This is a genomic window from Ectothiorhodospira mobilis (genome assembly GCF_016584115.1).
GTDB lineage: Bacteria > Pseudomonadota > Gammaproteobacteria > Ectothiorhodospirales > Ectothiorhodospiraceae > Ectothiorhodospira > Ectothiorhodospira mobilis.
Genome location: NZ_NRSK01000032.1, coordinates 1 through 24,992 on the forward strand (window position 1 = coordinate 1; position 24,992 = coordinate 24,992).

The following is a 24,992-nucleotide window of genomic DNA, read 5'->3' on the forward strand; positions in this document are numbered from 1 at the left end:
CCCCCACCTGGGTCTGGGCCCTGGGCTTCCAGACCCAGGTGGGGGTGGGGGAGGTGCAGGAGCGCACCGAGAAGGAGGTGGTCACGGTGTTCGTCCCCACCACCCCCACCTGGGTCTGGAAGCCCAGGGCCCAGACCCCCTTGCGGGGGTATTCCACCAACAGCACCTTGCGGAAGGATTCGCCGGTGGTGCCCAGCACCGTCTCCACCACCTGTTTGATGGCGGAGTAGATGGTGTTCACCAGGGGGATGCGGGCCAGCAGGGCCTCCCAGAGCTCCACCAGCTTGCGCCCCACCAGGTTGGCCACCACCAGCCCTGTGGAAAAGACGATGGCCACCGCCACCAGGATGCCGAACCCCGGGATGGTGAACCCCAGCAGGGCCTCCGGCCGCCAGGCCGGGGGCAGCAGCAGCAGGGTGCGGTCCATGGCATCGACGATGAACTTGATGATGGCCACGGTGGCCACCAGCGGCACCCACAGCAGCAGGCCCGCGATCAGGTAACGACGCAGGGCGTGCACCCAGGCTGGACTGTGATCCTGCAAGGGGATCAGCCGGAGGCGGTGCCGGATGCGGCGGGACAGGCCGGGCAGCTGCTGCCCCCGCCGTCCCCCCCGGTACCGCAGGCGGGGGCGCTGTCCCCCTCCTTCTTGAGATTGCGCTGATTGCCCTTCTTGAAGTCGGTCTCGTACCAGCCGCTGCCCCCCAGGCGGAAACCGGCCGGGGACACCAGCTTGGTCAGTTCCGGGGCCTGGCAGGCCGGGCAGTCCACCAGCGGCGCATCGGACAGCTTCTGGATGGCCTCCATGCGATGGCCGCAGGCTTTGCACTCGTATTCGTAAATGGGCATGCTCACTCTCCCGTGATGGACGCAATCGGATGAACCGCTGGGGGAAGCCGCAGGGCCCCGGCGGGGCCGCCGCCGCGGGGACACGGGGTGGCCGGCGGCCGACTTGGGCAGCGGATGGCCCCCAGTATACCGCTTCGCGGCGCTGCGTGGATTCCCGTCGCGATGATGGGGGCGTGCCCCCGGTTTTCAACCCCCTTTCAGACCCATATCCCAGCAGGGAGAAGCACCTTGACCCCACCCCGCAGCATCCTGATCACCGGCTGTTCCTCCGGCATCGGCCACTGCGCGGCCCACAGCCTGAAGCAGCGTGGCTACCGGGTGTTCGCCACCGCCCGCCGGGCAGACGACGTGGAGCGGCTCCGGGACGAGGGCCTGGAGGACGCCCTGGCCCTGGACCTGACGCACGGCGACTCCCTCCAGGCCGCGGTGGAGCGGGTGCTGGCGGCCACCGGCGGCACCCTGGATGCCCTGTTCAACAACGGCGCCTACGGCCAGCCGGGGGCGGTGGAGGATCTGAGCCGGGAGGCCCTGCGGGCGCAGCTGGAGACCAACCTGCTGGGCTGGCTGGAGCTGACCAACCGGGTGATCCCGGTGATGCGCGCCCAGGGGGCGGGGCGCATCGTGCAGAACAGCTCGGTGCTGGGCCGGGTGGCCCTGCCCTTTCGCGGCGCCTACACCTGCTCCAAGTTCGCCCTGGAGGGCCTCACCGACACCCTGCGCATGGAACTGGAGGGCAGCGGCATCCACGTGAGCCTGATCGAGCCCGGGCCCATCGCATCCCGTTTTCGGGCCAATGCCCATGCCGCCTTCACGGCCCGCATCCCCCGGGAGGACAGCCACTTCCGGGAACAGTACGCCGCCGCCGAGCGCCGCCTGACAAAGAGCGGCCCGGCGGCCCCGTTCACCCTGCCGCCGGAGGCGGTGGTGCAGCGGCTCATCCACGCCCTGGAGCATCCCCGCCCCCGCAGCCGCTACCGGGTTACCCTGCCCACCCAGGTCTTTGTGGCCCTGAAGCGGCTGCTGCCCGATCCCTGGATGGACCGGGTGATGCTCGCCGTCTCCCGCGGCGAGCACCGCTGACCCCCGCGGGGATCAGGCCCTGCGGCGTCGCAGGTAGCTGTAGTAGAGCACCGGGATCACCACCAGCGTCAGCAGGGTGGAGACCAGGATGCCGAAGATCAGGGAGATGGCCAGCCCGCTGAAGATGGGATCGTCCAGGATGAAGCCGGCCCCGATCATGGCCGCCAGCCCGGTGAGCAGGATGGGCTTGGCCCGCACCGCCCCGGCCCGCACCACCGCGTCCTCCAGGGACACACCACGGGCCATCTCCTGGTTGATGAAGTCCACCAGCAGGATGGAGTTGCGCACGATGATCCCCGCCAGGGCGATCATCCCGATCATGGAGGTGGCGGTGAACTCCGCCCCCAGCAGGGCATGGCCGGGCATCACGCCGATGATGGTCAGGGGGATGGGGGCCATGATGATCAGGGGCACCAGGTAGGAACGGAACTGCGCCACCACCAGCAGGAAGATGAGCACCAGCCCCACGGAGTAGGCCAGCCCCATGTCCCGGAAGGTCTCATAGGTGATCTGCCATTCCCCGTCCCATTTCACCGCGTACCCGGTGGTGTCCGGGGGCGGCGCGATGAAGTGCTGCTCCAGGGGCCGGCCCTGGATCATGGGCCGGTCATCCAGGCCAAATACCAGATCGAACATGCCGTAGAGGGGGCTGTCCACACGGCCGGCCATGTCGCCGGTGACATAGACCACCGGCAGCAGGTCCTTGTGCTGGATGGAACGCTCCCGGGTGGTGTCCACCACCCGCACCAGCTCGGACAGGGGCACCAGATCCCCGTTGCGGGCGCGCACCTCCATGCCCAGGACGGCATCGAGCCGGGCCTTGTCGGCATCGGCGAACTCCAGCCGGATGGGCACGGCGTACTTGTGGTGCCCCCCGAAGAGATAGCTGACATCCTCCCCGCTCAGGACCGTATCCACGACAGCGGCCAGCGCCGACTGGGAGACCCCCAGCAGGGCGGCCTTCTCCCGGTCCACCTCCAGGATATGGCGCGGCCCGGCATGCTCCAGGGAGGTGTCCACGTCCACCACCCCCGGTGTGTCCCGGAACATGCCCTCCAGGGCCCGGGCCACCTCCATGCGCCCGGCCCGGTCGGGGCCGTAGACCTCGGCCACGATGGGGGCGCGCACCGGCGGCCCCGGGGGCACCTCCACCACCTTCACCACGGCGCCATGGGCATCGGCGATCTTCTGCAGCGGCCCGCGCACCTCCAGGGCGATGTCGTGGCTCTTGCGATCGCGGTGCTTCTTGTCCACCAGATTCACCTGGATGTCCCCCAGGTGGCTGCCCTCCCGCAGATAGTACTGGCGCACCAGGCCGTTGAAGTTGATGGGTGAGGCGGTACCGGCGTAGATCTGATAATCCCGCACCTCCGGCACCGTGGCCAGGTGATCCCCCATGGTCTGCAGCACACGGGTGGTGCGCTCCAGGCTCGTGCCCTCGGGCATCTCCACCACCACCTGGAACTCCGACTTGTTGTCGAACGGCAGCATCTTGAGCACCACCGCCTGCACGTAGACCAGGGAGACCGCCAGCAGGATCAGCAGGATCATGCCGCCGTAGAGCCCCAGGCGGCGCATCCCGGCCCCCCGCCCCCGCAGAAAGGGGCCGAGCCCCCACTCCGCCACGGCCTGCATCCAGCGCCCGGCGCCCTCGTCGTTATGGGTACCCTTGCCCCCCCGGGCCGGGGTGGAGGACTCGGCGTGACGGCGCAGCAGCTTGTAGGTCATCCACGGGGTCACCACGTAGGCCACCCCCAGGGAGATGAGCATGCCCATGCTGGCGTTGATGGGGATGGGGCTCATGTAGGGGCCCATGAGGCCGCTGACAAAGGCCATAGGCAACAGCGCCGCGATGACGGTGAAGGTGGCCAGGATGGTGGGCCCGCCCACCTCGTCCACCGCCCGGGGGATGGCCTCGCGCAGCCCCTTCGCCCCCCTCTGCAGGTGGCGGTGGATGTTCTCCACCACGACGATGGCGTCGTCCACCAGGATGCCGATGGAGAAGATGAGGGCGAACAGGGAGACCCGGTTCAGGGTGAAGCCGTAGGCCCAGGAGGCGAACAGGGTGATGGCCAGGGTGATGACCACGGCGGTGCCCACGATGAAGGCCTCGCGCCAGCCCAGGGCCAGCCACACCAGGATCACCACCGAGGTGGTGGCCAGGATCAGCTTCTGGATCAGCTTGCTGGCCTTGTCGTCGGCCGTCTTGCCGTAGTTGCGGGTGAGGGTCACCTCCACCCCCTCGGGGATGTGGGTGGCCCGCAGGGCATCCATGCGCTGGATGAGCTGGTCGGCGATATCCACGGCGTTGGTCCCCGGCTGCTTGGCCACCGCCAGGGTCACCGCCGGTTCGGTATGGCCGGGGACGGCACCGGGGTGGGCCGCCCCCCAGCCCATGCGCACATAGCGATCGGGACTGTCCGGCCCCTGGCGCACCTCGGCCACGTCGCCAAGATAGACCGGGTTGCCGTCATGCACCCCGACGACGAGACCGGCCACCTCGTCGGGGGTGGTGAGGAAGGTGCCCGCCTGCACCGGGATCTCGCCGTTGCCCCGCACCAGGGCGCCGGCATCCCGGGACTGGTTGGCCGCCTGCAGGGCCCGCCGCAGATCCTCCAGGGCCAGGCCGTACCCCGCCACCCGCTGCGGATCCAGGAGGACCCGCACCACGTGGTCCGGCCCGCCGATGGTGTAGACATCCCGTGTGCCGGGGATGCGCTTGAGCTCCGTCTCCAGGGCGTGGGCGACGCGCTGCAGCTCATGGCCGCCCCGCTGCGGATCCCGGGTCCAGAGGGTGAAGGTGACGATGGGGACATCATCGATCCCCTTGGGTTTGACGATGGGCTCCCCCACCCCCAGTCCCGGCGGGAACCAGTCCCGGTTGGACTGGATCTGGTTGTACAGGCGCACCAGGGCCTCGGTGCGCGGCTCCCCCACCTGGTACTGGACACTGAGCACGGCCATGCCGGGCCGGGACACGGAATAGACATGCTCCAGCCCCTCGATCTCCGAGAGCACCTGCTGGGCGGGGATGCTCACCAGCTGCTCCACCTCCTCCACCGAGGCCCCCGGGAAGGGGATGAAGACGTTGGCGAAGGTGACATCGATCTGGGGTTCCTCCTCCCGGGGCGTCACCATCAGGGCGAACACCCCCATAAGCAGCCCCAGCAGGGCCAGCAGCGGCGTGATCTGGGAGGTGAGGAAGGTCCGGGCGATGCGCCCGGAGAGGCCCAGGGGGCCCTCTGCCTGCTGCTCGCTCATCGTGCCGCCTCCCGCTGGGCCTTGAGGGCGAGGCCGGCGGCCACCGGGTCCAGGGCCACCCGTTCACCGGGCTCCAGTCCCGCCAGGATCTCCACCTGACCATTGTCCACGGGGCGGCCGGGACGCACCTGACGCAGCCGGATCCCGCCCGCGTCATCCACCACGTAGACCGCCGCCACCTCACTGCGCTGCACCAGGGCCGGGGCGGGCACCACCAGGCAGCGACGCTCCTCCACCTGGAAGGCCACTTTCACGTACATCCCCGGAAACAGACCCGGCACCCCCTCCGGCAGGCGGGCGCGCACACGGAAGGTGGCGGAACGGGGATCGGCATAGGGGAAGAAGGTGAGTTCACGGGCCTCCAGGCTGCGCCCGTCCTGCAGCAGGATGCGGGCCCGGTCATGCTCGCGCACGTCATTGATGAAGCGCTGCGGCACCTGCGCCACCACCCGCAGGGTCTCCAGGGAGAGGCCGGACATGAGGGGCTGGCCGGGATTGACGGTCTCCCCCACCTCCACGTGGCGCTCGGTGACGATGCCCGCGTAGGGGGCCCGCACCCGGGTGTACTCCAGCTGCTCCAGGGCCTCCTCGCGGGCGGCCCGGGCCGATTCCAGCCGCGCCCGGGCCGATTCCAGGGCAGCGGTGGCCCGGTCCATCTCGGCGCGGGAGATGAGCTGGCGCTCGAAGATCCCCTCGACCCGGGCATACTCGGCCCGGGCCTCCTCGAAACGGGCCCGGGCCTCCCGCAGGGCCGCCTCCGCCTGCTCCAGGCGGGCCCGCTGCTCCGTATCCCGCAGGCGCAGGAGCAGATCCCCGGCCTGCACGAAGTCATCCACATCGTAGACGACCTCCACCACCCGGCCGCTGGTCTGGGCGGAGACCGTGGCCTGCTGCACCGCCTCCACATGTCCGTCCAGCACCTGCTCCGCGGGCAGGCTGCGCACCTGGGCGGTGGCCGTCTCCAGATCCCCCGCGGCCCATGATCCGGTGGCAAACCCCAGGAGAACGGCCAGCAGCCCCCAACCCATGCCTCGCTTGTACATAGCCATGCACGCACCCCGCATTCCGCGGCCCCGGCAGGAATCGGGGCCGATGAAATATTAGTTCTACCTAATATACTATCTCTTGATCTTTTTCAAAACCACCTCCCCCCGCAAGGCCGCGGGCCGGGGCTTCGTGCTACATTGTGGCGCTCGATCCACCCCATGTCCTGGAATGTTCCGCATGCGTGTATCCCAGTTTCCCCTGACGACCCTGAAAGAGACCCCGGCGGACGCCGAGATCGTCAGCCACCAGCTCATGCTCCGGGCCGGCTACATCCGCCGCCTGGCCTCCGGCCTGTACACCTGGATGCCCCTGGGGCTGCGGGTGCTGCGCCGGGTGGAGGCCATCGTGCGCGAGGAGATGAACCGCGCCGGGGCCCTGGAACTGCTCATGCCGGCGGTGCAGCCGGCGGAGCTGTGGCAGGAGTCGGGGCGCTGGGACCAGTACGGGCCTGAGCTCCTGCGCCTGCAGGACCGCCATGAGCGCGACTTCTGCTTCGGCCCCACCCATGAAGAGGTGATCACCGACCTGGTGCGCCGGGAGATCAACAGCTACCGCCAGCTGCCCCTGAACCTCTACCAGATCCAGACCAAGTTCCGCGACGAGATCCGGCCCCGCTTCGGCGTCATGCGGGCGCGGGAGTTCATCATGAAGGATGCCTACTCCTTCCACACCGACGCAGAGAGCCTGCAGCAGACCTACGCGGCCATGTACACGGCCTACAGCCGCATCTTCCAGCGCTGCGGCCTGGATTTTCGCGCCGTGCAGGCGGACACCGGCGCCATCGGCGGGCAGGGGTCCCATGAGTTCCACGTGCTGGCGGATTCCGGCGAGGACGCCATCGCCTTCTCCGATGGCAGCGACTATGCCGCCAATGTGGAACTGGCCGAGGCACGCCCCGAAACCACGGAACGCCCGGCCCCCACCGAGGCCATGCGCATGGTGGACACCCCCGGGGTGCGCACCATCGCCGACCTCACCCGCGACCACGGCCTGCCGGTGGAGAAGACGGTCAAGACCCTGGTGGTGGCCGCCGCGGAGGACATGCATACCCAGCTGGTGGCCCTGATCGTGCGCGGCGACCACGAACTCAATCCCCTCAAGGCCGAGAAGCTGCCCCAGGTGGCCACGCCCCTGCGCATGGCCTCCGAGGCCGAGATCCGCGCCGTCATCGGCGCCGGCCCCGGCTCCCTGGGGCCGGTGAACCTGCCCATCCCCTGCGTGGTGGACCGCAGCGTCGCCCTCATGAGCGATTTCGCCGCCGGCGCCAACCAGGACGACCGCCACCTGTTCGGCATCAACTGGGACCGGGACACCCCCCTGCCGCCGGTGGCGGACCTGCGCAACGTGGTGGAGGGGGATCCCAGCCCCGACGGCCAGGGCCGGCTGCGCATCCGCCGCGGTATCGAGGTGGGCCATATCTTCCAGCTGGGGGACAAGTACAGCCGCGCCCTGGAGGCCACGGTGCTGGACGAGCAGGGCCGCAGCCAGGTGATCACCATGGGCTGCTACGGCATCGGCGTCTCCCGGGTGGTGGCCGCCGCCATCGAACAGAACCACGACGACCGGGGCATCCTCTGGCCCAACGCCCTGGCCCCCTTCCAGGTGGCCCTGTGCCCCATCAACGCCCACAAGTCCCAGCGCCTGCGGGAGGCCGCCGAGGCCCTCTACGAGCAGCTGTGCGCGGCGGGGCTGGAGGTGCTCTACGACGACCGGGGCGCCCGGCCGGGGGTCATGTTCGCGGACATGGAACTCATCGGCATCCCCCACCGTGTGGTGCTGGGGGAAAAGGGGCTGGACGCCGGCCAGGCGGAATACAAGGGCCGCCGGGACGAAGAGGCCACCCTGGTGCCCCTGGCGGACCTGGTGGACTTCCTGCGCCGGCGCACGGGGAGCTGAACCCCTGTGCCTCAGTCTGACTCCGCCTCCAGTTGCTGCATCAGGTTACCGATGGCGCGTTCGAACACCGGGGTGTGCTCGACGATGCGGGCACGTCCCGCGCGAAAGGCCGCCGCCAGGGAGGGGGCATCCATCTCCTGCACCTTCAGCCCACGGGCGTCGACGAAGAGATAGCGGCCGCTGATGAGGCTCTTCCAGGAGAGCTTCATGCGCACCGGCTGGGAAGCCTCCTCCGCCCGGTGCTCCAGCCAGGTGCCTTCCTCCAGTTCCCGGGCGGCCATGGTATGCAGGTCCTCCACGGCCCCCTCCTCTGCGGGAGGCGCGGCGTCGCCGGGCAGGGTGAACCGCCCCTCGGCGATGCGCTGGTTGATCTCCTGCACCTTGCGGGCCATGAAGCTGCGTCCGTCCGCCGGTACGGCCCCGGACGCGACCTGGGGTGCGGATACGGCCCCGCCACCCGCCTCAGGGGCCTGGTCCGCATCCCCTTCGGGGAGGTCCGGCCGCCGCACCAGGCGGGCATGTTCCCGCGCCAGCAGGTCCAGCAGGGCCTGACGCTCCCCCGCGGGCAGGGAGACCCGGTCCATCCCCTCCTGGAGGCCCTGGAGCAGCGTGGGCAGGAGATGCCTGAGCTGCTCCCGGGCCTGGGGATCCGGCTTGGGCGCCAAGCTCCAGACCAGCAGCGAGGCCACGTTCAGGGCCTGCTGCCAGACCTCGCCACCCTGCCCCTCCCGGCGTGCGATGTCCACCAGCAGATCTCTCCAGGTCCCCTGGAGGAAGGCCTCCACCGGCGGCGGCAGGGACCGCCCCTCCATCACCCGGGCCACCGCCTCATCGGCCATCCCCTGGGTGAGCAGGGCCCGGTCCCGGTCCTGCACGGCCCGGGTGGTGGAGGCCTCCTCGCGTTCCGCTGCCTCGCGGGCCGCCTCCTGCAGCCCCTGGAGGGCCTCCAGGGCCTCGGCGAAGGCGGCGGCGTCGCCATCGGAGGCGCTCACCAGCCCCTCCACCAGGGCCTCCAGGCGCCCGTCGCCCCCCTCCGCCCACCAGGCCACGTCGACCCGGGAGAGAGCGCTGAGGAAACGGCGTACCGGATGGCGGCGCTGGCTGAAGAAGGACTTGTCCAGCACGGCCACCTTCAGCACCGGGATCTGCAACCGGCCGATGAGGGCCCGCGCCGGGGCCGGCAGAGTGGGATCATCGAGGATGAAGTCGAACAGCATGGCGACGATGTCGATGGCCGATTCATCCATGCCGCTCAGGGCCACGGCCCGGCCGCCGCCGGGATCCAGGACCCCCATCACCGCCCCCTTGAGCTGCGCACCGGGGATGGGCTCATCCGCCGCCAGGCGGGAGAGGGCGGCCGCCAGGGCCGGGGCATCGGCCACGGCCCCGCCCGCAGGCGAGCCGGGGCCGGAGGTGCCGCCGGGGACGCCCCCCGCTGCGGCGCCCCCACCGGGGCGGTGCCGGTTCAGGCGCTGCAGCAGGGCCACCAGATCCCCTTCCCCGCCGCCTTCCTGCTCCGGCCCCGGCCCGGCGGAGGACGCGGCAGCCCCCTCGCGGGACGACCCGCTGGCCCGGGGTGCCGGACCCTGGCGCAGTTCCGGCAGGATCCCCCGGCCCACGAGATAGGCGTTCACCTCCTCGTAGAGGGGGCTCAGCCGGGAGGCCACGTGCTGATCGAAGAGCTTGAGGATCACCAGGCGGATGCGGATCTCCAGATCCAGGGCCCGCAGGGCCTCGCGGAAGGCCTGGCAGAAGGTCTCCGGGTCCAGGGGATGCCCCCCCTCCTCCGGGGGCGGACGGTGCAGTACGTGGGCCAGGCGGTGTCCGATGCCGTAAAGCGCCGTCTGGTGGGTACGCCGCACCTTGCCGGCCATGCCCTCCACCGCCAGGTTTTCCTCCAGTTCGTCGCTGCCCACCAGGGTAAGCCCCTGGGGCTGCGCCTCAGCGGGATCGGCCGGTGTCGCCTTCCCCCGGGGCAGGAGCAGGGCATCGAAGGCACGGGCCAGCTGCGTGGCGTATTCGCTCTCCACGGTGGAACGCTGCCGCCGCAGGGCCCGCATGGCCTCGAAATAGGCGGTCTGGGTCTGATTGTCCTCGGCCTTGTCGGCGAGCCGGAAGAGGGCGTCGTCCGCCTTGTCCAGCATCTCCTGCAGCAGGGGCTGCACGTGGCGCATGGCCAGGTTGCGGCAGTAGCCCACCACCTCCCGGGGCGAGGGCATCCCCCCGGCGCGCGTGGCGCCCCGGAAGGCCACGACGTTGTCTTCAGCCTTGCTGTTCATGGAACCCCCGCAGCGGTGTGGGGAACGGGCGGCGTGCCCACGGGTTGACTTGGGCAGTATATCCGTCATAGTGGCATGAGACGACCCGCGTGGAGATCCCTTTCCCCGAAGGATCAGAGACATGAACGCTCCATCCGACCGGCGGCCCGAGATGGACGACCTGCTGGGGGACATCTCCGGTCTGGTGTCGCCCCCGGAGATCCTGGTGCGTCTGCGCCAGGCCCTGGAGGCTCGGGACAGTTCCGCCCACAACCTGGGGAACATCGTCTCCCAGGATCCGAACCTGAGCGCACAGGTGCTGCACCTGGCCAACTCCCCCCTGTACGGACTCGCCCACCGGGTGGACACCATCTCCCGGGCCGTATCGGTGATCGGCAACCGGGCCCTGTACCACCTGGCCCTGGCGGTGAGCGCCTCGCAGGTCTTTTCGCGTCTCCCGGGGGGTACCCTCAATGTGGCTGTGTTCTGGCGGCACAGCATCTTCACCGCCCTGCTGGCCCGCGTCCTGGCCCAGCGCTGCCGGGTATTGCACCCGGAACGCCTGTTCGTGGCGGGGCTCCTGCACGATGTGGGCAGTCTCGTGCTCCACAGCAAACGCAGCCACATCCTGCAGCAGCCCCTGCAGGAATCGCGGGGGGATGAGGTGCGACTGCTGGCGCAGGAACAGGCCCTGTTGGGCCTGGATCACGCACGGGTGGGAGGGGCACTGCTGGAACTCTGGTCCCTGCCGCCGGTGCTGCAGGAGGCGGTGGCCTGTCACCACCGGCCCATGGAGGCCCGTCGCGCGGGCCTGGAGGCGGCCATCGTGCACCTGGCGGAGGCCCTGAGCAACCGCTGCGACGAGGGCAGCTTCAGTGAATTCGGCAGCTTCCCCGCGCCGGTGGACCCCGGCGTCTGGGAGGTTCTGGAGATGGACGAGGAGGACACCGAGGGCCTCTGGGGTGAGGTTACACCGCAGTTTCTGGAGACGCTGGCGGTGCTCCTGCCCCGGGCCCGGGCCTGAGACCGGGATCAGCGGGTCTCGAACCCCGCAGGCACGGTCCCTTCAAAGGCCTCACAGTGCACGGCCGTCACCCGCGCCGCCGGAGGCCCCTGCCAGAGCCAGGACTTGAGGGCCTCCAGGGCCCCGGCCTCCCCCCGGGCCACCACCTCCACATCGCCGTCGGGCAGGTTCATGGCATAGCCGCAAAGGCCCAGCTCCCGGGCCCGGCGCTGGGTGGAGGCGCGGAAATAGACCCCCTGCACCCGGCCGCGGATACGGCAGCGGATCGCGGACAGGGACGGCTCCTGCGCCTGGGACATGGACAGCTCCTCCTCGGGGTCATGGGGCTTGCCCGGCACGGGGGTGTGCCGGGGGATCAGTCGGCGGCCTCGATGCGGGCCTCGATGGCCGCCCGCTTGGCCTCCAGGGCCTTCTCCCGGGCCGGCCCGTACTCCCCGCTCTCCAGCCGGAGTTGCGCCTCCTCCAGCAGGGCCCGGGAGCGGCGGTAGGCCTCCGCCGCCCGTTCCTGTGCCCCGGCCTGCTCCGCGGCCTGCAGGGCCTGGCGGGCATCGCTCATCTCCTGCACCGGCGCCGTGGTGGCACAGCCGGAAATCAGCGCCCACAGGAGCATCGCCACCGCGCCATAGGTCCTGCATGGAAGGGGCCCGGGACGGATGGACCGGGAGGGACGCGGGTCGGGGATCGGGTTCACGTGCTTTTCAAGGTTCCCGGGAAGCGTGCTCCGAAGCTAGCATCCGGGGGTAAAACGGTCAAGGCGACATGGGCCTACGACCCGAAGCTGCAGTGATGTATGACATGATGGCCGCAACCATCCCTATCCCGGCATGATCCACGAGGTGTCCCCCATGCCCCAGAGCGAAGTCGAGATCCTGGTCCTGTATTACAGTCGTGGCGGTGCCACCGCGCGCATGGCCCGGCACGTGGCCCGCGGGGTGGAATCGGTGGCGGGGTGCACGGCCCGCCTGCGCACCGTACCGCCAGTCTCCGCCACCTGCGAAGCGGTGTCCCCGGAGATCCCCGAAGAAGGGCCGCCCTACGCCGGCATGGAGGATCTGCAGGCCTGCCACGGCCTGGCCCTGGGTTCCCCCACCCGCTTTGGCAACATGGCGGCCCCCCTGAAGCACCTGCTGGACCGCACCGGCGACCTCTGGTTTGGCGGGGCGATGACGGGCAAGCCGGCGGCGGTCTTCACCTCCACCGCCACCCAGCACGGCGGCCAGGAATCCACCCTGCTGAGCATGCTGCTGCCCCTGCTGCACCACGGCATGCTGATCCTGGGGCTGCCTTACAGCGAACCCGCGCTCACACAGACCACCACCGGGGGCACCCCCTACGGGGCCAGCCATGTGGCCGGCCCCCGGGGGGAGAACCCGCTGAGCGAACACGAACGGGAGCTGTGCCAGGCCCTGGGCCGGCGCCTCGCGGAGACGGCGCAGCGCCTTATGGGGAAGGAGACGGGGCGATGACCCGGTCCGGATCCATGCGCCTGTTCCGGGTATTGACCCTGGGGGGCATCCTCGGTCTGCTGGCCCTGATCCTGCTCCAGACCCTGTGGCTGTCACCGCCGGAGCGCCTGCCCCGCTCCCTGGTGCTGGCGGTGCTGGCCCTGCCCCTGCTGCCCCCCCTGCGGGGCCTGCTGCACGGGCGGCCACGCACCCATATCGCCACGGGCCTGCTGACCCTCCCCTACTTCCTCCTGGGGGCCTGGCTGGCGGTCTCCCCGGCACTGCAGGGCTACGGCCTGCTCATGGCCGGCCTGTCCCTGCTGCTGTTCACCGGCTGCCTGGGCTATGCCCGGCTGGCCCTGCACACGGGCCAACCGGCGACGGACGCGGAGGGCCCCACCGGCGGGATCAGTCCAGGAGACGGCGGACGAAGGGCACGGTGATGCGGCGCTTGCTGGCCAGGGAGGCCTCGTCCAGGCGGTCCACCACCTGCATGAGGGAGGGCAGGTCCCGCCGGTAGTGGCGCAGGAGGTATTCACACACCTCCCGCGGCAGTTCGAAGCCCCGCCGCCGCGCCCGGGCGGCGAGGACCTCGGGCTTGTGCTCGTCATCCAGTTCCTGCAAATGGATCACCGGCCCCCAGAGCAGGCGCGAACGCAGGTCCGGCAGGGACAGAGGCAAGGCCCGCGGGGCCGCCCGGGAGGCCAGCAGCAGCCGCACCCCCGCCTCCCGCAGGCGATTGAGGAGATCGAACAGGGCCCGCTCCAGTTCCGCATCCCGGGGAAACAGGTCCATGTCGTCCAGGGCCATGAGATCCAGGGTCTGCCAGCCCTCCAGGGCCTCCGGACCGCTGCGGGCCACCAGCCCGGCCGGCAGGTAGGCGATGCGGCCGCCGTCCGCCGCCACAAGATGGCAGGCAGCCTCCAGCAGGTGGGTCTTGCCGCAGCCCGCCTCGCCATAGAGATAGATCTGCGTCTCGCCGTCCCCGCGGGCCAGGGCCTGCACCGCCTCCGGCCCCAGGGGTTGATCCCCGGGGTGGAAGGTGTCGAAGCTGGCCCCCTCGCGCAGGGCCACGTCCAGGGTCAGTTGCTGCATCGGACCAGGTCCCCGCGGGCGGGCCCGCCACGGCCCGCGCCGAATGCCGCCGGCCACATCACGAGACGTGCCGCCGGTGGTTGAAGGTCTTGCGGCTCCAGGTGACCACATAGGCCACGCCGCTGCTCACGGTGGTCAGGGTCACCAGCGCCAGCATGCCATCCAGGTAGGGCTGCGGCAGGGCGAGCACGCCGGCGTCGATGATGACCGACAGCACCAGGGTGATCTGCAGGAAGGTGTTCAGCTTGCTGATGCCCAGGGGCTGCATCTCCAGGGATTGGGTGACGGCGCGGAAGGCCGCGGCACCGCCGATGATCACCAGATCCCGCGCCAGCACCAGGGCCACCAGCCACCAGCCACCAGGGGAGCAGACCGGTGTAGGCCACCGTGGTGTAGGCCCCCACCACCAGCACCTTGTCCGCCAGGGGGTCCAGATACCCCCCGAGGCGGGTGTACCAGCCATAGCGGCGCACCAGCCAGCCGTCCAGGGCATCGCTGGCACCGGCCACCACCACCAGCAGCAGCACAAGGCCGTACTCCCGCTGCACCAGGGCCCAGATGATGGGCCCGGTGAGGAGGATACGTAACAACGTGATGAGATTGGGGATCTGACGGGGCGTCACTGCAGCAACCTGAAGGCCGGCACGGACGCCGGACCGTCCGTGGTCTCTTCGGAGGGGATCACGGCCAGGAAGGGATCCCTGCGCACGGCCCGCTCCAGTTCAGCGGCATCCCCCCGCAGCCGTAGCCGGAAGCGTACCCGTTCCGGGGCCAGATGGCCGGGGACCACCTCCCGCACCGGATCCAGGCGGGCCAGGCGATCACGGGCCCGCAGGTAGGCGGCATGATCCACCACATCCATCACCGTCACCTCCAGGATGCCCGGTCCGTTATCGTCCCCACGGGCGGGATCCTGCCCCCGCACGGCATCGGCGGCCCAGTGGACCCCCTGTTCCAGGACCTCGTCCCGCTGCCGGGACTGAAAACGGCGCTCCCCCAGCGGGGCCCCCCGCAGGCTCAGACGGAAACGCCCCTGCCAGCCCTCCCCCTCCGCATGGAGGTGGGCCACCAGCATGCCATCGGAGGCATACCGGTCCGCCGCCTCCCGCAGGGACCCGGTGAAACCGCCCACCACATGGGCCGGACTCACCCGCCGCCAGTCCTCCGGATCCATAAGCGGAAAGATCAGGGGCAAACCCCGGGCCCGGGCCACGGCGGCCAGCTGGCGGCGCACACCGCCCGAGTCGTCCTCGGCCACAAGGTGCCGGTTCACCCCTTCCTGGACCACCATCCACACCATCAGGCTGGGCCGTTGGGCATCCCAGAGGTCCCACCCCGCCTCGCCGGCGAGCCCCTCCAGGGCCTCCCGGTCGAAGCGTACCCAGAGCCGATGCCCGCCTTCCGGCCCCTCCTCGTAGCGATAGGCCTGGACATGGGTGCCGGCGGAGGCCTTCAGGGCCTCCCATGCGGGTGCCCCGGCTGGGATGCGGCGTCCGGTCAGCCGGACCAGCACCCGCTCCAGGGCCCGGGTGAAGGCCTCCTCACGGGTCCCGGGCGACTTGTCGTCCACCGCCACCCGCACCTCCTCCAGGGGCGCGGCCGCCACCGCACACGGCGGCAGCACCGCCACGACGACGGCAAGGATCAGGCCCGGAAGGAGGGCGCGACGGCGGGCTGCGGCGAAGGTCATGGCCATGGGACTGGGACTGCGCACATCGGGCCCGATAAAATAGCATATCGCCGGCATGGCCGCTTCGGTTTACAGCCATCCGGCCCACGGCTAACATCACCGGCCCGTCGGGCTGCGGCCCCGCCGGCCCCCACCTCCCACGCCGAGGATATCCTCCATGGTCCGAAAAGCCCCTCAACCCGTCCACGGGATCCGTTACGAAGATGCCGGGGTCAGCATCGACGCGGGCAACCTCCTGGTGGAACGGATCGGGCCCCATGCCCGCCGCACGCGGCGTCCCGGCGTGCTCACCGGCCTGGGCAGCTTCGGCGCCCTGTTCGAGCTCCCGGTGGCCGACTATCGCGAACCGGTGCTGGTCTCGGGCACCGACGGCGTCGGCACCAAGCTGAAACTGGCCCACCAACTGGGCCGTCACGACACCATCGGCGTCGACCTGGTGGGCATGTGCGTGAACGATATCATCGTCCAGGGGGCGGAGCCCCTGTTCTTCCTGGATTACTACGCCACCGGCGCCCTGGAGGTGGACACCGCCGAGGAGGTGGTCAAGGGCATCGCCGACGGCTGTGCCCTGGCGGGCTGCGCCCTGGTGGGGGGCGAAACGGCGGAGATGCCGGGCATGTACGCCGCCGGGGAATACGATCTGGCCGGCTTTGCCGTGGGCATCGTGGAGAAATCCCGCATCCTGGACGGCAGCCGTGTCACCCCCGGCGACGTCCTCCTGGGTCTGGCCTCGTCCGGTCCCCATTCCAACGGCTACTCCCTGATCCGGCGCCTGCTGGAACTCACCGAGGCGGACCTTGCCATGCCCTGCGGCGAGACCACCCTGGGGGACGCCCTGATGGCGCCCACGCGCATCTACGTCCGGCCCCTGCTGGAACTGCTGAAGACCCAGCCCGTGCACGCCCTGGCCCACATCACCGGGGGCGGGCTCCTGGAGAACCTGCCCCGTGTCCTGCCCGAGGGCACGCGGGCCTGCATCGACCCCGGCGCCTGGCCGCGGCCACCGGTCTTTAACTGGCTGCAGGAGGCGGGCGGCATCGAGGAACGGGAGATGCTGCGCACCTTCAACTGCGGCATCGGCATGGTGGTGATCCTGCCCGAGGAGGCGGCGGAGGCGGCGCGGGCACAGCTACAAGCCCGGGACATGGCCTGTTTCCCCATCGGCCGCATCACCGCAGCGGAGGGGGAGCCCCGGGTGGAATGGGGGTGCTGATGTCCGAGAACGCCCTGCCCGGCATCGTCGTCCTCATCTCCGGCTCGGGCACCAACCTGCAGGCCCTCATCGACGCCGCCGCCCGCGGGGAGATCCCCGGGCGCATCCGCGGCGTGATCAGCAACCGCCCCGGGGTGGCCGGGCTGGAACGGGCCACCCGGGCGGGCATCCCCACCGAGGTGATCGACCACCGGGCGTATTCCGGGCGCGAGGCCTTCGACCGGGCCCTCATGGCCCGCATCGACGCCCACCATCCGGCCCTGGTGGTGCTGGCCGGCTTCATGCGGGTGCTCACACCCGGCTTCGTCCAGCACTATGCGGGGCGCCTGATCAACATCCACCCTTCCCTGCTGCCGGACTTCCGCGGCCTGCACACCCATGAACGCGCCCTGGAAGCGGGTGTCGAAAGCCACGGCTGCAGCATCCATTTCGTCAACGGCGAACTGGACGGCGGCCCCATCATCGCCCAGGCCCGCGTGCCGGTGAAGGCGGACGACACCCCCCAGTCCCTGGCCGCCCGCGTGCAGCACCAGGAGCACCGCCTCTATCCCCGGGTGGTGCGCTGGTTCTGCCAGGGACGGCTGCGACTGGCAGACGACGGACAGGTGCACTTCGATGAACAACCCCTGCAGGTCCCCCTCCGGGTGGACGGCGATGCCCCGCCGGCCTAGACCCCATCACCCCGGCCCGCTGTGGCCCTGCTGGCTGCTGGCGCTGCTCCTGCTGCCGGGCCTGGCGGCGGCCATGCCCTACGTGCCCCCCTCCTACACCGCGGAATACCAGGCCAGCAAGATGGGCCTCTCCGTGGTGGCCCGCATCACCCTGAGCCGGGAGGGGGAATACCTGCGCTACCGGGCCCAGATCCGTCCCACCGGGGTCCTCTCCTGGGTACTCAGCGACGAGATCATCGAACAGAGCATCTTTCGCATCACCCCCGCCAGGCTGCAGAGCCTGGAATATCTCTACCAGCACATGAGCGACGACCGCAAGCGCCTCACCGAGAGCCGCTTCGACTGGGAGCGGGGGGAGGTCCGGGGGACGCGCAACGGCCGCAGCTTCTCCCTGGAGATCCCCCCGGACGCCGTGGACCGCTTCACCCTGCAACTGTCCATGATCCAGGCCCTGGTGAAGGGGCGCGACCGCTTCAGCCGCACCATCGTGGACAAGGATCGCCTCACCACCTACCACTTCCAGGTGGGCGCGGCGCAACGCATCGACACCCCCCTGGGCCGGCTGGAGGCCATCCCGGTGATCCGCCATATCGAGGACCGGGACACCACTGTAAGCACCTGGTTCGCACCGCGGCTCAACTACCTGCCGGTACGGCTGGAGCAGATGCAGGGGGACGAGCGGCTGGTGCTGAACCTGCGCACCCTGGAATGGCACGACACGGGGAAGTGACCCCGCCTTCGCACCGGAATCAGGCCAAGGAGGCTCCATGACCCAACGCTATGATCTGGCGGTGATCGGCTCCGGCCCCGGCGGCTACCGGGCGGCGGTGAAGGCCGCCCTGCGCGGGCTGTCGGTGGCCCTGGTGGAACGGGGATCCTGGGGCGGATGCTGCCTGAACCGGGGCTGCGTGCCCAAGAAGGACTGGCACCACACGGCCCGTATCCTGACCGCCCAGGACCGCTTCGGGGACCGCGGCCTGCGGGGACGTCTGGAACCGGACCTGGAGGCGGCCTGGCAGCACCAGCGCGCGGTGGTGCAGCGGGTGCGCCAGAGCTATCAGGACTACCTGAAGCACCTGAGGGTGACGGCCATCGAGGGCCATGCCCGCTTCACCGGACCCCATACCCTGGCGGTGACGGGGGGCGCGGCAGGCCCATGCACCCTGGAGGCCCGCCACATCCTCATCGCCACCGGGGGGGAGCCCCATGTGCCCGCCCCCTTCCGCCCGCTGCCGGGCCGGGTGCTCACCACCGACCTGCTGTTCGAGCAGCGGCCGCCCCCCGGGCGGCGGGTGGCGGTGATCGGCAGCGGCGTGGTGGCCACGGAGATGGCCTTCATCCTGGCCGCCCTGGGGCGCGAGGTGGTCTGGCTCGCCCGCTCCCCCATGCTGCGCCGCCAGGGATTCAGCCGCCCGGCCCGGAAGGCCCTGGAGGAAGCCCTGGGGGCCGCCGGTGTGCGCCTGCATAGCGGCCGGCGTTTCGAATCCGTGGACGTTGGCGGGGAGGACGTCACCCTGACCCTGGACGGGGGCGAACGCATCACGGTGGACTGGGTCTGCCTGGGCACGGGGCGCCGCCCCCACACGGCGGGGCTGGACCTGGAACGGGCCGGGGTGGAGACCGACCGCGATGGCTTCGTGCGCCGCGAGGGGCTGCGCACCGGCGCGGGGCACATCCTCGCCATCGGCGACGTGGCCAACCCCTGGATGACGGCCAACCACGCCCTGGCGGAGGCCGGCGCGGCGGTGGACCGGATCCTGGACGGGGGAACCCATGCCCCGGACCCGCTGCAGGTGCCGGTGGTGGTCTACAGCGCCCTGGAACTGGCCCGGCTGGGGCTGGATGAGGACGGGGCGGAGGATGCGGGCCTGGAGCCCGCCGTGGGCTTTGCTGCCTTCGCCACCTCCCCCTGCGCCCTGGGCCAGGATGACCCCCGGGGGTTCGTGCGCCTGGTGGGGGACCTGGACCGGGGCACCCTGCTGGGCGGGGAGATTGTCGGCGCCCAGGCGGGGGAGCTGATCCACCTGCTCTCCCTGGCCCCGGACGCGGACACCGCCCTGGCCTGGATCGCCCGCGGGCGCTACAACCACCCGGCCCGGGCCGAGGAGGTGCTCAACGCCGCCGAGACCCTGGGGGCGAAGTGGGGCCTGGAGCAGGCGGTCTGGGGCTCACTCCCCGGCGACGGTGAGGCCGTCGATGAGCAGTGAACCGGTGCGGATATTGCCCCGCCGGTCCACGTCCCGGCCCACGGCCTGCAGATTCATGAACATGTCCCGGAGATTGCCGGCCACGGTGATCTCCTCCACGGGGTGCCGGATCTCGCCCCCCTCCACCCAGAAACCGGCGGCGCCACGGGAGTAGTCCCCGGTGACGGTGTTCACGCCATGGCCGATGAGCTCCGTCACCAGAAGCCCCGTACCCATCTCCCGCAGCAGGCCCTCCAGATCCTGCTCGCCGGCATCGATGGTGACGTTATGCACGCCGCCGGCGTTGCCGGTGGTCTCCATGCCCAGACGGCGGGCGGAATAGCTGTCCAGCAGATAGCCGGACAGCTGCCCGTCGGTGACCAGATCCCGGGCGCGGGTGGCCACCCCCTCGTGGTCGAAGGGGGCGCTGCCCAGGGCCCGGGGCAGGTGCGGCTGCTCGTGGATATGGACGAACTCCGGGAACACCGGCCGGCCCAGGTGATCCAGCAGGAAGGAGGCCTTGCGGTAGAGGGCGCCGCCGCGGATGGCCCCCAGGAAATGGCCGATCACCGATCGCGCCACATCCGGGGCGTAGACCACCGGGCAGCGCCGGGTGGACAGGCGCCGCCCCCCCAGACGCCGCAGGGCCCGGTCCGCCGCGCGCACGCCCACTTCAGCGGCGTCCTCCAGGTCCCCGGCATGGCGGGCCACGGTGTACCAGTGGTCCCGCTGCATGCCCCCTGCCCCCTCCGAGGCCAGCACCGAGCAGCTCAGGCCGTGGCGGGTGGTGATGTAGCCGCCGAGGAAACCGTGGGTGTTGCCATAGACCGAGGCGCCGCGGAAGCTGTCCAGACTCGCCCCCTCGGAGTTGACGATGCGGTCATCCCGCTCCCGGGCGGCGGCCTCGCAGATGCGGGCCCGCTCGATGGCCTCGTCGGCGCTCACCCCCCAGGGGTGATCCAGGTCCAGATCCGGCCAGTCCCGGGCCATGAGACGGGCATCCGCCAGCCCGGCGCAGGGGTCCTCGGTGGTGAAACGGGCGATGCGACAGGCGGCCCGGGCCGCCTCCCGCAGGGATTCGGGACGCAGATCGGAGGTGCTGGCCGCCCCCTTGCACTGGCCCATGTAGACCGTCACCGCCACCCCCTGGTCGCGGTGGTACTCCAGGGTCTCCACCTCCCCCAGGCGCACGTTCACCGAGAGCCCGCTGTCCCGGCTGGCGGCGGCCTCCGCGGCCGTGGCGCCGGCGCGCCGGGCCTCTTCCAGCACCTGGGCCACCACCGCCTCCAGGGCCCTGGGATCCAGTTCCGGGGACTGTGCTTGCGACATGCTCACTCCTGCTTCACGGGGCCCGCGGGCCCTCCGGATTCGCTCGGGTTCAGGACTGGTGGGTACCGCCCACGGTGAGGCCGTCCACCCGCAGGGTGGGCTGTCCCACCCCCACGGGCACACTCTGCCCCTCCTTGCCGCAGGTGCCCACGCCGGTGTCCAGGGCCAGGTCATTGCCCACCATGGAGACCCGGGTAAGCACGTCGGGGCCGTTGCCGATGAGGGTGGCCCCCTTCACCGGCCGGGTCACCCGCCCGCCCTCGATGAGATAGGCCTCGGAGGCGGAGAAGACGAACTTGCCCGAGGTGATGTCCACCTGGCCGCCGCCGAAGTTGACGGCGTACAGCCCCTGGTCCACCGAGGCGATGATCTCGCCGGGATCATGGGGTCCGGCCAGCATGTAGGTGTTGGTCATGCGCGGCATGGGCAGATGGGCGTAGGACTCGCGACGGCCGTTGCCGGTGAGGGGCATCCCGGTGAGACGGGCGTTGAGGCGATCCTGCATGTAGCCCCGCAGCACGCCGTCCTCGATGAGCACGGTGTGGTTGGTGGGGGTGCCCTCGTCGTCCACGTTGAGGGAGCCGCGGCGGCCTTCCAGGGTGCCGTCGTCCACCACCGTGACACCGGGGGCCGCCACTCGCTCCCCCAGACGGCCGCTGAAGGCGGAGGTGCCCTTGCGGTTGAAATCCCCCTCCAGGCCATGACCCACCGCCTCGTGCAGCAGCACACCCGGCCAGCCGGGACCCAGCACCACGGTCATGGTGCCCGCCGGGGCATCCACCGCCTCCAGGTTCACCAGGGCCTGGCGGACCGCCTCCCGGGCATAGCCCAGGCCACGGTCCTGCTCCAGGAAAAAGTCATAGCCGGAACGACCGCCGCCGCCGGCGGAGCCCTGCTCCCGGCGCCCCTGACCGTCCTCGGCGATGACATGGACATTGAGCCGCACCAGGGGACGGACATCGGCGGCCAGGGTGCCGTCGGTCTGGAGCACCATCACCACCTCGTGGGTCCCGGCCAGGCTCACGATCACCTGGCTCACCCGGGGATCCTGACGCCGTGCCTCCGCGTCCAGGGACTGCAGCAGGCGGATGCGGGCCTGCTCGTCCAGGGTGCCCAGGGGATCCAGGGGGGGATAGAGGTCCCGGGGGGTGACCTCCCGGCGCACCGCCACCCGTCCGTCCTGCTGGGCCCGGCCGATGGCCCGCGCCGCCCCGGCCGCCTCCATCAGGGCCGGCAGGGTGATGTCGTCGGAATAGGCGAAGCCGGTCTTGTCCCCGCTCAGGGCGCGCACGCCCACGCCCCGTTCGATGCTGTAGCCCCCTTCCTTGACGATGCCGTCCTCCAGCACCCAGGACTCCTGATGGGCGGCCTGGAAATAGAGATCGCCGCCGTCCAGGCCCGGGGCGCACAGGACCGCGAGGACGCGGTCCAGGTCCCCATCGGTGAGGCCGGCGGGTTGCAGCAGGTGCTTGCGGGCGGTGTCCAGTGCTTGGGTCATGCTGGGGCCCTTCCGGTTCCGGGGTCCGCAGGGACCCCGCTGGTCTCGGGAATGATGCGCATGGGTCAAGTGTTGGGTCGCGACGCGACCGATTCAAGCCCGCGAAAAAAAAGGTTTTCGCGGCAGGGGCCGGTCCACCGGGCCCTCAGGCCAGGTCGCAGGACAGCCTCCGGTGCGCGATGGAGGGGAAACTGCGGCGGATGAGCCGCTGGCGCTCCGGATCCAGGGTCCCCAGGGCCATGCCCGCGCCCCGGGTCAGGCGGTCCACCACATGGCCCCAGGGGTCCACGATCATGCTGTCGCCATGGGTCTCGCGGCCGTTGACATGGAACCCCCCCTGGGCGGCGGCGATGATATAGACCTGGTTCTCGATGGCCCGGGCCCGCACCAGAGGCTCCCAGTGGGCGCGGCCGGTGACGGCGGTGAAGGCGGCGGGCAGGGCGATGATCTCGGCCCCCCGGTCCAGGAGCCCGCGAAAGAGTTCGGGAAAACGCAGGTCGTAGCACACCGCCAGGCCCAGGACCCCGAAAGGGGTGTCCAGGGTCACCAGGCGGTCGCCGCTCATGATGGTCTGGGACTCCTCATAGTGTTCCTCGCTGTCCGGCAGGTGCACGTCGAACAGGTGGATCTTGTCGTAGCGGGCGCGGCGCTGGCCCTGGTCGTCGTAGACCAGGCAGCCGGCGAAGATCTTGCCGGCATCGGGACAGGCCAGGGGCACCGTGCCCCCCACCAGCCAGATGCCATGGCGGCGGGCCTGCTGGGCGAGGAAGTCCTGGATGGGGCCCTCGCCGTCGGTCTCCCGCAGGGCGACCTTGTCCTTCTCGTGCATGCCCATGAGGGCGAAGTTCTCCGGCAGCACCACCAGGCCCGCGCCGGCATGCGCGGCCTCGGCGATGAGGCGTCCGGTCTCCTGGAGATTGGCGCTCAGGTTGGTGCCCGAGGCCATCTGGATGGCAGCGGCTCGTGTCACGTTGAATCCCTTGGAGATGGCAGGGAGGGTTGTGTTGCGGTGCGCTCGCACGATCATGCCGGGAACGGGACCCCGCGCCGTACCCCCCGCGGGAGCGGGCGGCCGCCGGTACCACCGGCCCCGGAGGCGGGGCGCCGCGACGGCGGCGGTGCGGCGCTACTATAGCAACACCAGGGCCTCATTGACGACCACCATCGGATGAGGGGCCGTCCGTCCCAGCGTCGTTGCCGACGCGGGCCACGGCCTCCACCCGGGGATTCCCCCAGGGTCCGGTGACGCGATACTCCACCCGTGCCGCCTCGTCGATGGCCTCGCCCACCCCGGTGACCCGGTCGAAGACGAACACCGCCAGGCCGGCCACGGGACCGCCCAGCAGGGCCCCGGCCAGGGGCAGGGTACCGCCGACGCTGGGGGTGACCAGGATGCGCTGATCGTAGGTGCGCTGTACCAGGTCGGTGGTGCCCTCGATCTGGATGCGGGCGGCCGGTCCCCGGATGCGCAGGTCCGGGGTGTGCAGCCCCCCGTCCCTCAGGGTGAAATCCCCTGCCATACGGTCATAGGCAAAGCCGCGCCGCACCAGATCGCGGAAATCCAGGTTCAGCCGCCGCGGCAACAGCTCCAGACTGAACAAGCCCAGCAGACGCCCCGCCCCGGGCTCCACCTCGGCCAGCTGACCGTCCCGCAGGCGCACCACAGCGCTGCCCCGCAGTCCCGCCACATCCGGCCGCCAGGGAGGACCGGGCCAGGACAGGTCGGCGCCCACACGCCCCTGCCCTCCCTGGAAGGGATGCTGCAGGCCCAGGGCGTCCAGCCCCCGTCCCAGATCCCCGGCGGTGAGTTCCGCCTCCAGGGTGGTGCGAAAGCCCGCCCCCGGTGTTCCCCGCCAGTCCCCTTGCAGCGCCAGTTCCAGATCGCCGCCGGGCGTGCGCCCCTGCCCCCGCAGGATCTCCACCCCCCCGGGGACCGGCTGGGTGGACAATACCGTGTCCTCCAGGGTCCGGCCCTTCCAGGTGAGGCGGTCACTCTGCAGGCGCAGCGGCGGCAGCCCCCCGGGATCCGGCAGCCCGCCCGCGGCAATGGGCCTCCGGGCACCGAGGGCGTCCAGATCCAGGTGCTCCATGTCCGCCACCAGGGGATCCGTGGAGGCCTGCGCGGAGGGGATGCGGATCCAGCCGGCCGCGGCGGGGGCGTCCAGGTGAAGGCCCCAGCCGCCGGCGTCCCGGTGACCCCGCAGGGTGGCCTCCTCCAGCCGCAGCCGGCCCCAGGTGAGCGCCCGTGCCGACAGATCCAGGGCCAGCGGCGGGGCCTGCCCTGACCCCGTGCCACCCAGCCCCGGCCCCAGGTCACGCCATGCCAGCAGGTCCAGACGCCCGGTACGCCCCGTCACGGCAAGGCCCTCTGCGGGCAGGGCCGGCTCGCCGCCGCCAAGACGCAGGGCCCCGCGCCCGGCCCCCTTCAGGAGCCCCGGGGTGAACACCCC

21 protein-coding genes and 2 pseudogenes are annotated in these 24,992 nt (G+C 70.9%); 9 read left to right on the forward strand and 14 right to left on the reverse strand.

What is annotated here, in order from left to right; translation table 11 throughout:
* Nucleotides 1-97: 97 nt before the first annotated feature.
* Nucleotides 98-427: pseudogene (locus tag CKO33_RS13685) on the reverse strand (DUF502 domain-containing protein); the annotation flags it as partial.
* Between the two features lie 122 nt (nt 428-549).
* Entirely contained in the window at nt 550-849 is a 300-nt protein-coding gene (locus CKO33_RS11150) for an FmdB family zinc ribbon protein (RefSeq protein WP_200182319.1), read from the reverse strand.
* Nucleotides 850-1,077: 228 nt separating this feature from the next.
* Between CKO33_RS11150 and CKO33_RS11155 the strand changes: the two genes are divergently transcribed.
* Entirely contained in the window at nt 1,078-1,929 is an 852-nt protein-coding gene (locus CKO33_RS11155) for an SDR family oxidoreductase (protein ID WP_242472598.1), read from the forward strand.
* A gap of 12 nt (nt 1,930-1,941) precedes the next feature.
* On the opposite strand, the gene CKO33_RS11160 is transcribed toward CKO33_RS11155, so the two are convergent.
* Together CKO33_RS11160 and CKO33_RS11165 are read right to left on the reverse strand one after the other, a co-directional pair.
* The gene (locus CKO33_RS11160) at nt 1,942-5,190 is read right to left on the reverse strand and encodes an efflux RND transporter permease subunit (protein WP_200182320.1); all 3,249 of its coding nucleotides are present in this window, start codon (nt 5,188-5,190) and stop codon (nt 1,942-1,944) included.
* The gene (locus CKO33_RS11165) at nt 5,187-6,239 is read right to left on the reverse strand and encodes an efflux RND transporter periplasmic adaptor subunit (protein ID WP_439099439.1); all 1,053 of its coding nucleotides are present in this window, start codon (nt 6,237-6,239) and stop codon (nt 5,187-5,189) included. Before CKO33_RS11165 ends, CKO33_RS11160 begins: the two co-directional genes overlap by 4 nt.
* 175 nt (nt 6,240-6,414) lie before the next feature.
* Between CKO33_RS11165 and CKO33_RS11170 the strand changes: the two genes are divergently transcribed.
* The gene (locus CKO33_RS11170; RefSeq protein ID WP_200182321.1) at nt 6,415-8,133 is read left to right on the forward strand and encodes a proline--tRNA ligase; all 1,719 of its coding nucleotides are present in this window, start codon (nt 6,415-6,417) and stop codon (nt 8,131-8,133) included.
* Between the two features lie 11 nt (nt 8,134-8,144).
* On the opposite strand, the gene CKO33_RS11175 is transcribed toward CKO33_RS11170, so the two are convergent.
* Entirely contained in the window at nt 8,145-10,412 is a 2,268-nt protein-coding gene (locus tag CKO33_RS11175; protein ID WP_200182322.1) for a DUF1631 domain-containing protein, read from the reverse strand.
* Nucleotides 10,413-10,533: 121 nt separating this feature from the next.
* Between CKO33_RS11175 and CKO33_RS11180 the strand changes: the two genes are divergently transcribed.
* Complete coding sequence (locus tag CKO33_RS11180; RefSeq protein ID WP_200182323.1) at nt 10,534-11,415, forward strand: HDOD domain-containing protein; 882 nt, start codon at nt 10,534-10,536, stop codon at nt 11,413-11,415.
* Nucleotides 11,416-11,423: 8 nt separating this feature from the next.
* On the opposite strand, the gene CKO33_RS11185 is transcribed toward CKO33_RS11180, so the two are convergent.
* Together CKO33_RS11185 and CKO33_RS11190 are read right to left on the reverse strand one after the other, a co-directional pair.
* Nucleotides 11,424-11,714, reverse strand: coding sequence for an acylphosphatase (locus CKO33_RS11185; protein ID WP_200182324.1), 291 nt, complete (start codon nt 11,712-11,714; stop codon nt 11,424-11,426).
* 56 nt (nt 11,715-11,770) lie between these two features.
* Nucleotides 11,771-12,025 carry a DUF4398 domain-containing protein gene (locus CKO33_RS11190; protein WP_200182338.1) on the reverse strand — a complete coding sequence of 85 codons (255 nt, stop codon included), beginning with the start codon at nt 12,023-12,025 and terminating at the stop codon, nt 11,771-11,773.
* 235 nt (nt 12,026-12,260) lie between these two features.
* Here CKO33_RS11190 and wrbA point away from each other — a divergent pair, with 235 nt between their 5' ends.
* Together wrbA and CKO33_RS11200 are read left to right on the forward strand one after the other, a co-directional pair.
* Nucleotides 12,261-12,881: an NAD(P)H:quinone oxidoreductase gene (gene wrbA, locus CKO33_RS11195; protein ID WP_200182325.1), complete on the forward strand. Its 621-nt coding sequence runs from the start codon at nt 12,261-12,263 to the stop codon at nt 12,879-12,881.
* Nucleotides 12,878-13,303, forward strand: coding sequence for a DUF2069 domain-containing protein (locus tag CKO33_RS11200; protein WP_200182326.1), 426 nt, complete (start codon nt 12,878-12,880; stop codon nt 13,301-13,303). The genes wrbA and CKO33_RS11200 overlap by 4 nt, the downstream gene beginning before the upstream one ends.
* Here CKO33_RS11200 and hda read toward each other — a convergent pair.
* The 3 genes and pseudogenes from hda to CKO33_RS11215 form a co-directional block, all read right to left on the reverse strand.
* Nucleotides 13,269-13,955: a DnaA regulatory inactivator Hda gene (gene hda, locus CKO33_RS11205; protein WP_200182327.1), complete on the reverse strand. Its 687-nt coding sequence runs from the start codon at nt 13,953-13,955 to the stop codon at nt 13,269-13,271. The two genes, CKO33_RS11200 and hda, sit on opposite strands and share 35 nt — an antisense overlap.
* A 58-nt stretch (nt 13,956-14,013) precedes the next feature.
* Nucleotides 14,014-14,578 (reverse strand): annotated as a pseudogene (locus CKO33_RS14030) (CDP-alcohol phosphatidyltransferase family protein).
* The gene (locus CKO33_RS11215) at nt 14,575-15,651 is read right to left on the reverse strand and encodes a DUF2066 domain-containing protein (RefSeq protein WP_200182328.1); all 1,077 of its coding nucleotides are present in this window, start codon (nt 15,649-15,651) and stop codon (nt 14,575-14,577) included. The pseudogene CKO33_RS14030 and the gene CKO33_RS11215 overlap by 4 nt, the downstream one beginning before the upstream one ends.
* Before the next feature lie 151 nt (nt 15,652-15,802).
* Here CKO33_RS11215 and purM point away from each other — a divergent pair, with 151 nt between their 5' ends.
* From purM to CKO33_RS11235, 4 genes are read left to right on the forward strand one after another with little or no spacing between them, the layout of a single operon-like run.
* Nucleotides 15,803-16,858 (forward strand): phosphoribosylformylglycinamidine cyclo-ligase, encoded by a 1,056-nt coding sequence (purM, locus tag CKO33_RS11220; protein ID WP_200182329.1) that lies wholly within the window; start codon nt 15,803-15,805, stop codon nt 16,856-16,858.
* Nucleotides 16,858-17,529, forward strand: coding sequence for a phosphoribosylglycinamide formyltransferase (gene purN, locus CKO33_RS11225; RefSeq protein ID WP_200182330.1), 672 nt, complete (start codon nt 16,858-16,860; stop codon nt 17,527-17,529). The genes purM and purN overlap by 1 nt, the downstream gene beginning before the upstream one ends.
* The gene (locus tag CKO33_RS11230) at nt 17,513-18,259 is read left to right on the forward strand and encodes a DUF3108 domain-containing protein (RefSeq protein ID WP_242472599.1); all 747 of its coding nucleotides are present in this window, start codon (nt 17,513-17,515) and stop codon (nt 18,257-18,259) included. Before purN ends, CKO33_RS11230 begins: the two co-directional genes overlap by 17 nt.
* Before the next feature lie 37 nt (nt 18,260-18,296).
* The gene (locus CKO33_RS11235) at nt 18,297-19,736 is read left to right on the forward strand and encodes a dihydrolipoyl dehydrogenase family protein (protein ID WP_200182332.1); all 1,440 of its coding nucleotides are present in this window, start codon (nt 18,297-18,299) and stop codon (nt 19,734-19,736) included.
* On the opposite strand, the gene pmbA is transcribed toward CKO33_RS11235, so the two are convergent.
* The 4 genes from pmbA to CKO33_RS11255 all read right to left on the reverse strand — a co-directional run.
* The gene (pmbA, locus tag CKO33_RS11240; protein WP_200182333.1) at nt 19,698-21,044 is read right to left on the reverse strand and encodes a metalloprotease PmbA; all 1,347 of its coding nucleotides are present in this window, start codon (nt 21,042-21,044) and stop codon (nt 19,698-19,700) included. The genes CKO33_RS11235 and pmbA overlap by 39 nt on opposite strands.
* Before the next feature lie 49 nt (nt 21,045-21,093).
* Nucleotides 21,094-22,542, reverse strand: coding sequence for a metalloprotease TldD (gene tldD / locus CKO33_RS11245; RefSeq protein WP_200182334.1), 1,449 nt, complete (start codon nt 22,540-22,542; stop codon nt 21,094-21,096).
* Nucleotides 22,543-22,687: 145 nt separating this feature from the next.
* The gene (locus CKO33_RS11250) at nt 22,688-23,512 is read right to left on the reverse strand and encodes a carbon-nitrogen hydrolase family protein (RefSeq protein WP_338081773.1); all 825 of its coding nucleotides are present in this window, start codon (nt 23,510-23,512) and stop codon (nt 22,688-22,690) included.
* Between the two features lie 178 nt (nt 23,513-23,690).
* On the reverse strand, nt 23,691-24,992 hold a 1,302-nt coding region (locus CKO33_RS11255), incomplete at its 5' end, for a YhdP family phospholipid transporter (RefSeq protein ID WP_274600759.1).

Excerpts from the sequence above, each read along its gene's own strand:
- purM (WP_200182329.1), top strand. The coding sequence starts at position 15,803 with ATGGTCCGAAAAGCCCCTCAACCCGTCCACGGGATCCGTTACGAAGAT.
- tldD (WP_200182334.1), bottom strand. The coding sequence starts at position 22,542 with ATGACCCAAGCACTGGACACCGCCCGCAAGCACCTGCTGCAACCCGCC.
- CKO33_RS11230 (WP_242472599.1), top strand. The coding sequence starts at position 17,513 with ATGCCCCGCCGGCCTAGACCCCATCACCCCGGCCCGCTGTGGCCCTGC.
- wrbA (WP_200182325.1), top strand. The coding sequence starts at position 12,261 with ATGCCCCAGAGCGAAGTCGAGATCCTGGTCCTGTATTACAGTCGTGGC.
- CKO33_RS11175 (WP_200182322.1), bottom strand. The coding sequence starts at position 10,412 with ATGAACAGCAAGGCTGAAGACAACGTCGTGGCCTTCCGGGGCGCCACG.
- CKO33_RS11215 (WP_200182328.1), bottom strand. The coding sequence starts at position 15,651 with ATGGCCATGACCTTCGCCGCAGCCCGCCGTCGCGCCCTCCTTCCGGGC.
- CKO33_RS11235 (WP_200182332.1), top strand. The coding sequence starts at position 18,297 with ATGACCCAACGCTATGATCTGGCGGTGATCGGCTCCGGCCCCGGCGGC.
- CKO33_RS11200 (WP_200182326.1), top strand. The coding sequence starts at position 12,878 with ATGACCCGGTCCGGATCCATGCGCCTGTTCCGGGTATTGACCCTGGGG.
- CKO33_RS11170 (WP_200182321.1), top strand. The coding sequence starts at position 6,415 with ATGCGTGTATCCCAGTTTCCCCTGACGACCCTGAAAGAGACCCCGGCG.
- hda (WP_200182327.1), bottom strand. The coding sequence starts at position 13,955 with ATGCAGCAACTGACCCTGGACGTGGCCCTGCGCGAGGGGGCCAGCTTC.
- CKO33_RS11160 (WP_200182320.1), bottom strand. The coding sequence starts at position 5,190 with ATGAGCGAGCAGCAGGCAGAGGGCCCCCTGGGCCTCTCCGGGCGCATC.
- purN (WP_200182330.1), top strand. The coding sequence starts at position 16,858 with ATGTCCGAGAACGCCCTGCCCGGCATCGTCGTCCTCATCTCCGGCTCG.
- pmbA (WP_200182333.1), bottom strand. The coding sequence starts at position 21,044 with ATGTCGCAAGCACAGTCCCCGGAACTGGATCCCAGGGCCCTGGAGGCG.
- CKO33_RS11180 (WP_200182323.1), top strand. The coding sequence starts at position 10,534 with ATGAACGCTCCATCCGACCGGCGGCCCGAGATGGACGACCTGCTGGGG.
- CKO33_RS11190 (WP_200182338.1), bottom strand. The coding sequence starts at position 12,025 with ATGCTCCTGTGGGCGCTGATTTCCGGCTGTGCCACCACGGCGCCGGTG.
- CKO33_RS11150 (WP_200182319.1), bottom strand. The coding sequence starts at position 849 with ATGCCCATTTACGAATACGAGTGCAAAGCCTGCGGCCATCGCATGGAG.
- CKO33_RS11165 (WP_439099439.1), bottom strand. The coding sequence starts at position 6,239 with ATGGCTATGTACAAGCGAGGCATGGGTTGGGGGCTGCTGGCCGTTCTC.
- CKO33_RS11185 (WP_200182324.1), bottom strand. The coding sequence starts at position 11,714 with ATGTCCCAGGCGCAGGAGCCGTCCCTGTCCGCGATCCGCTGCCGTATC.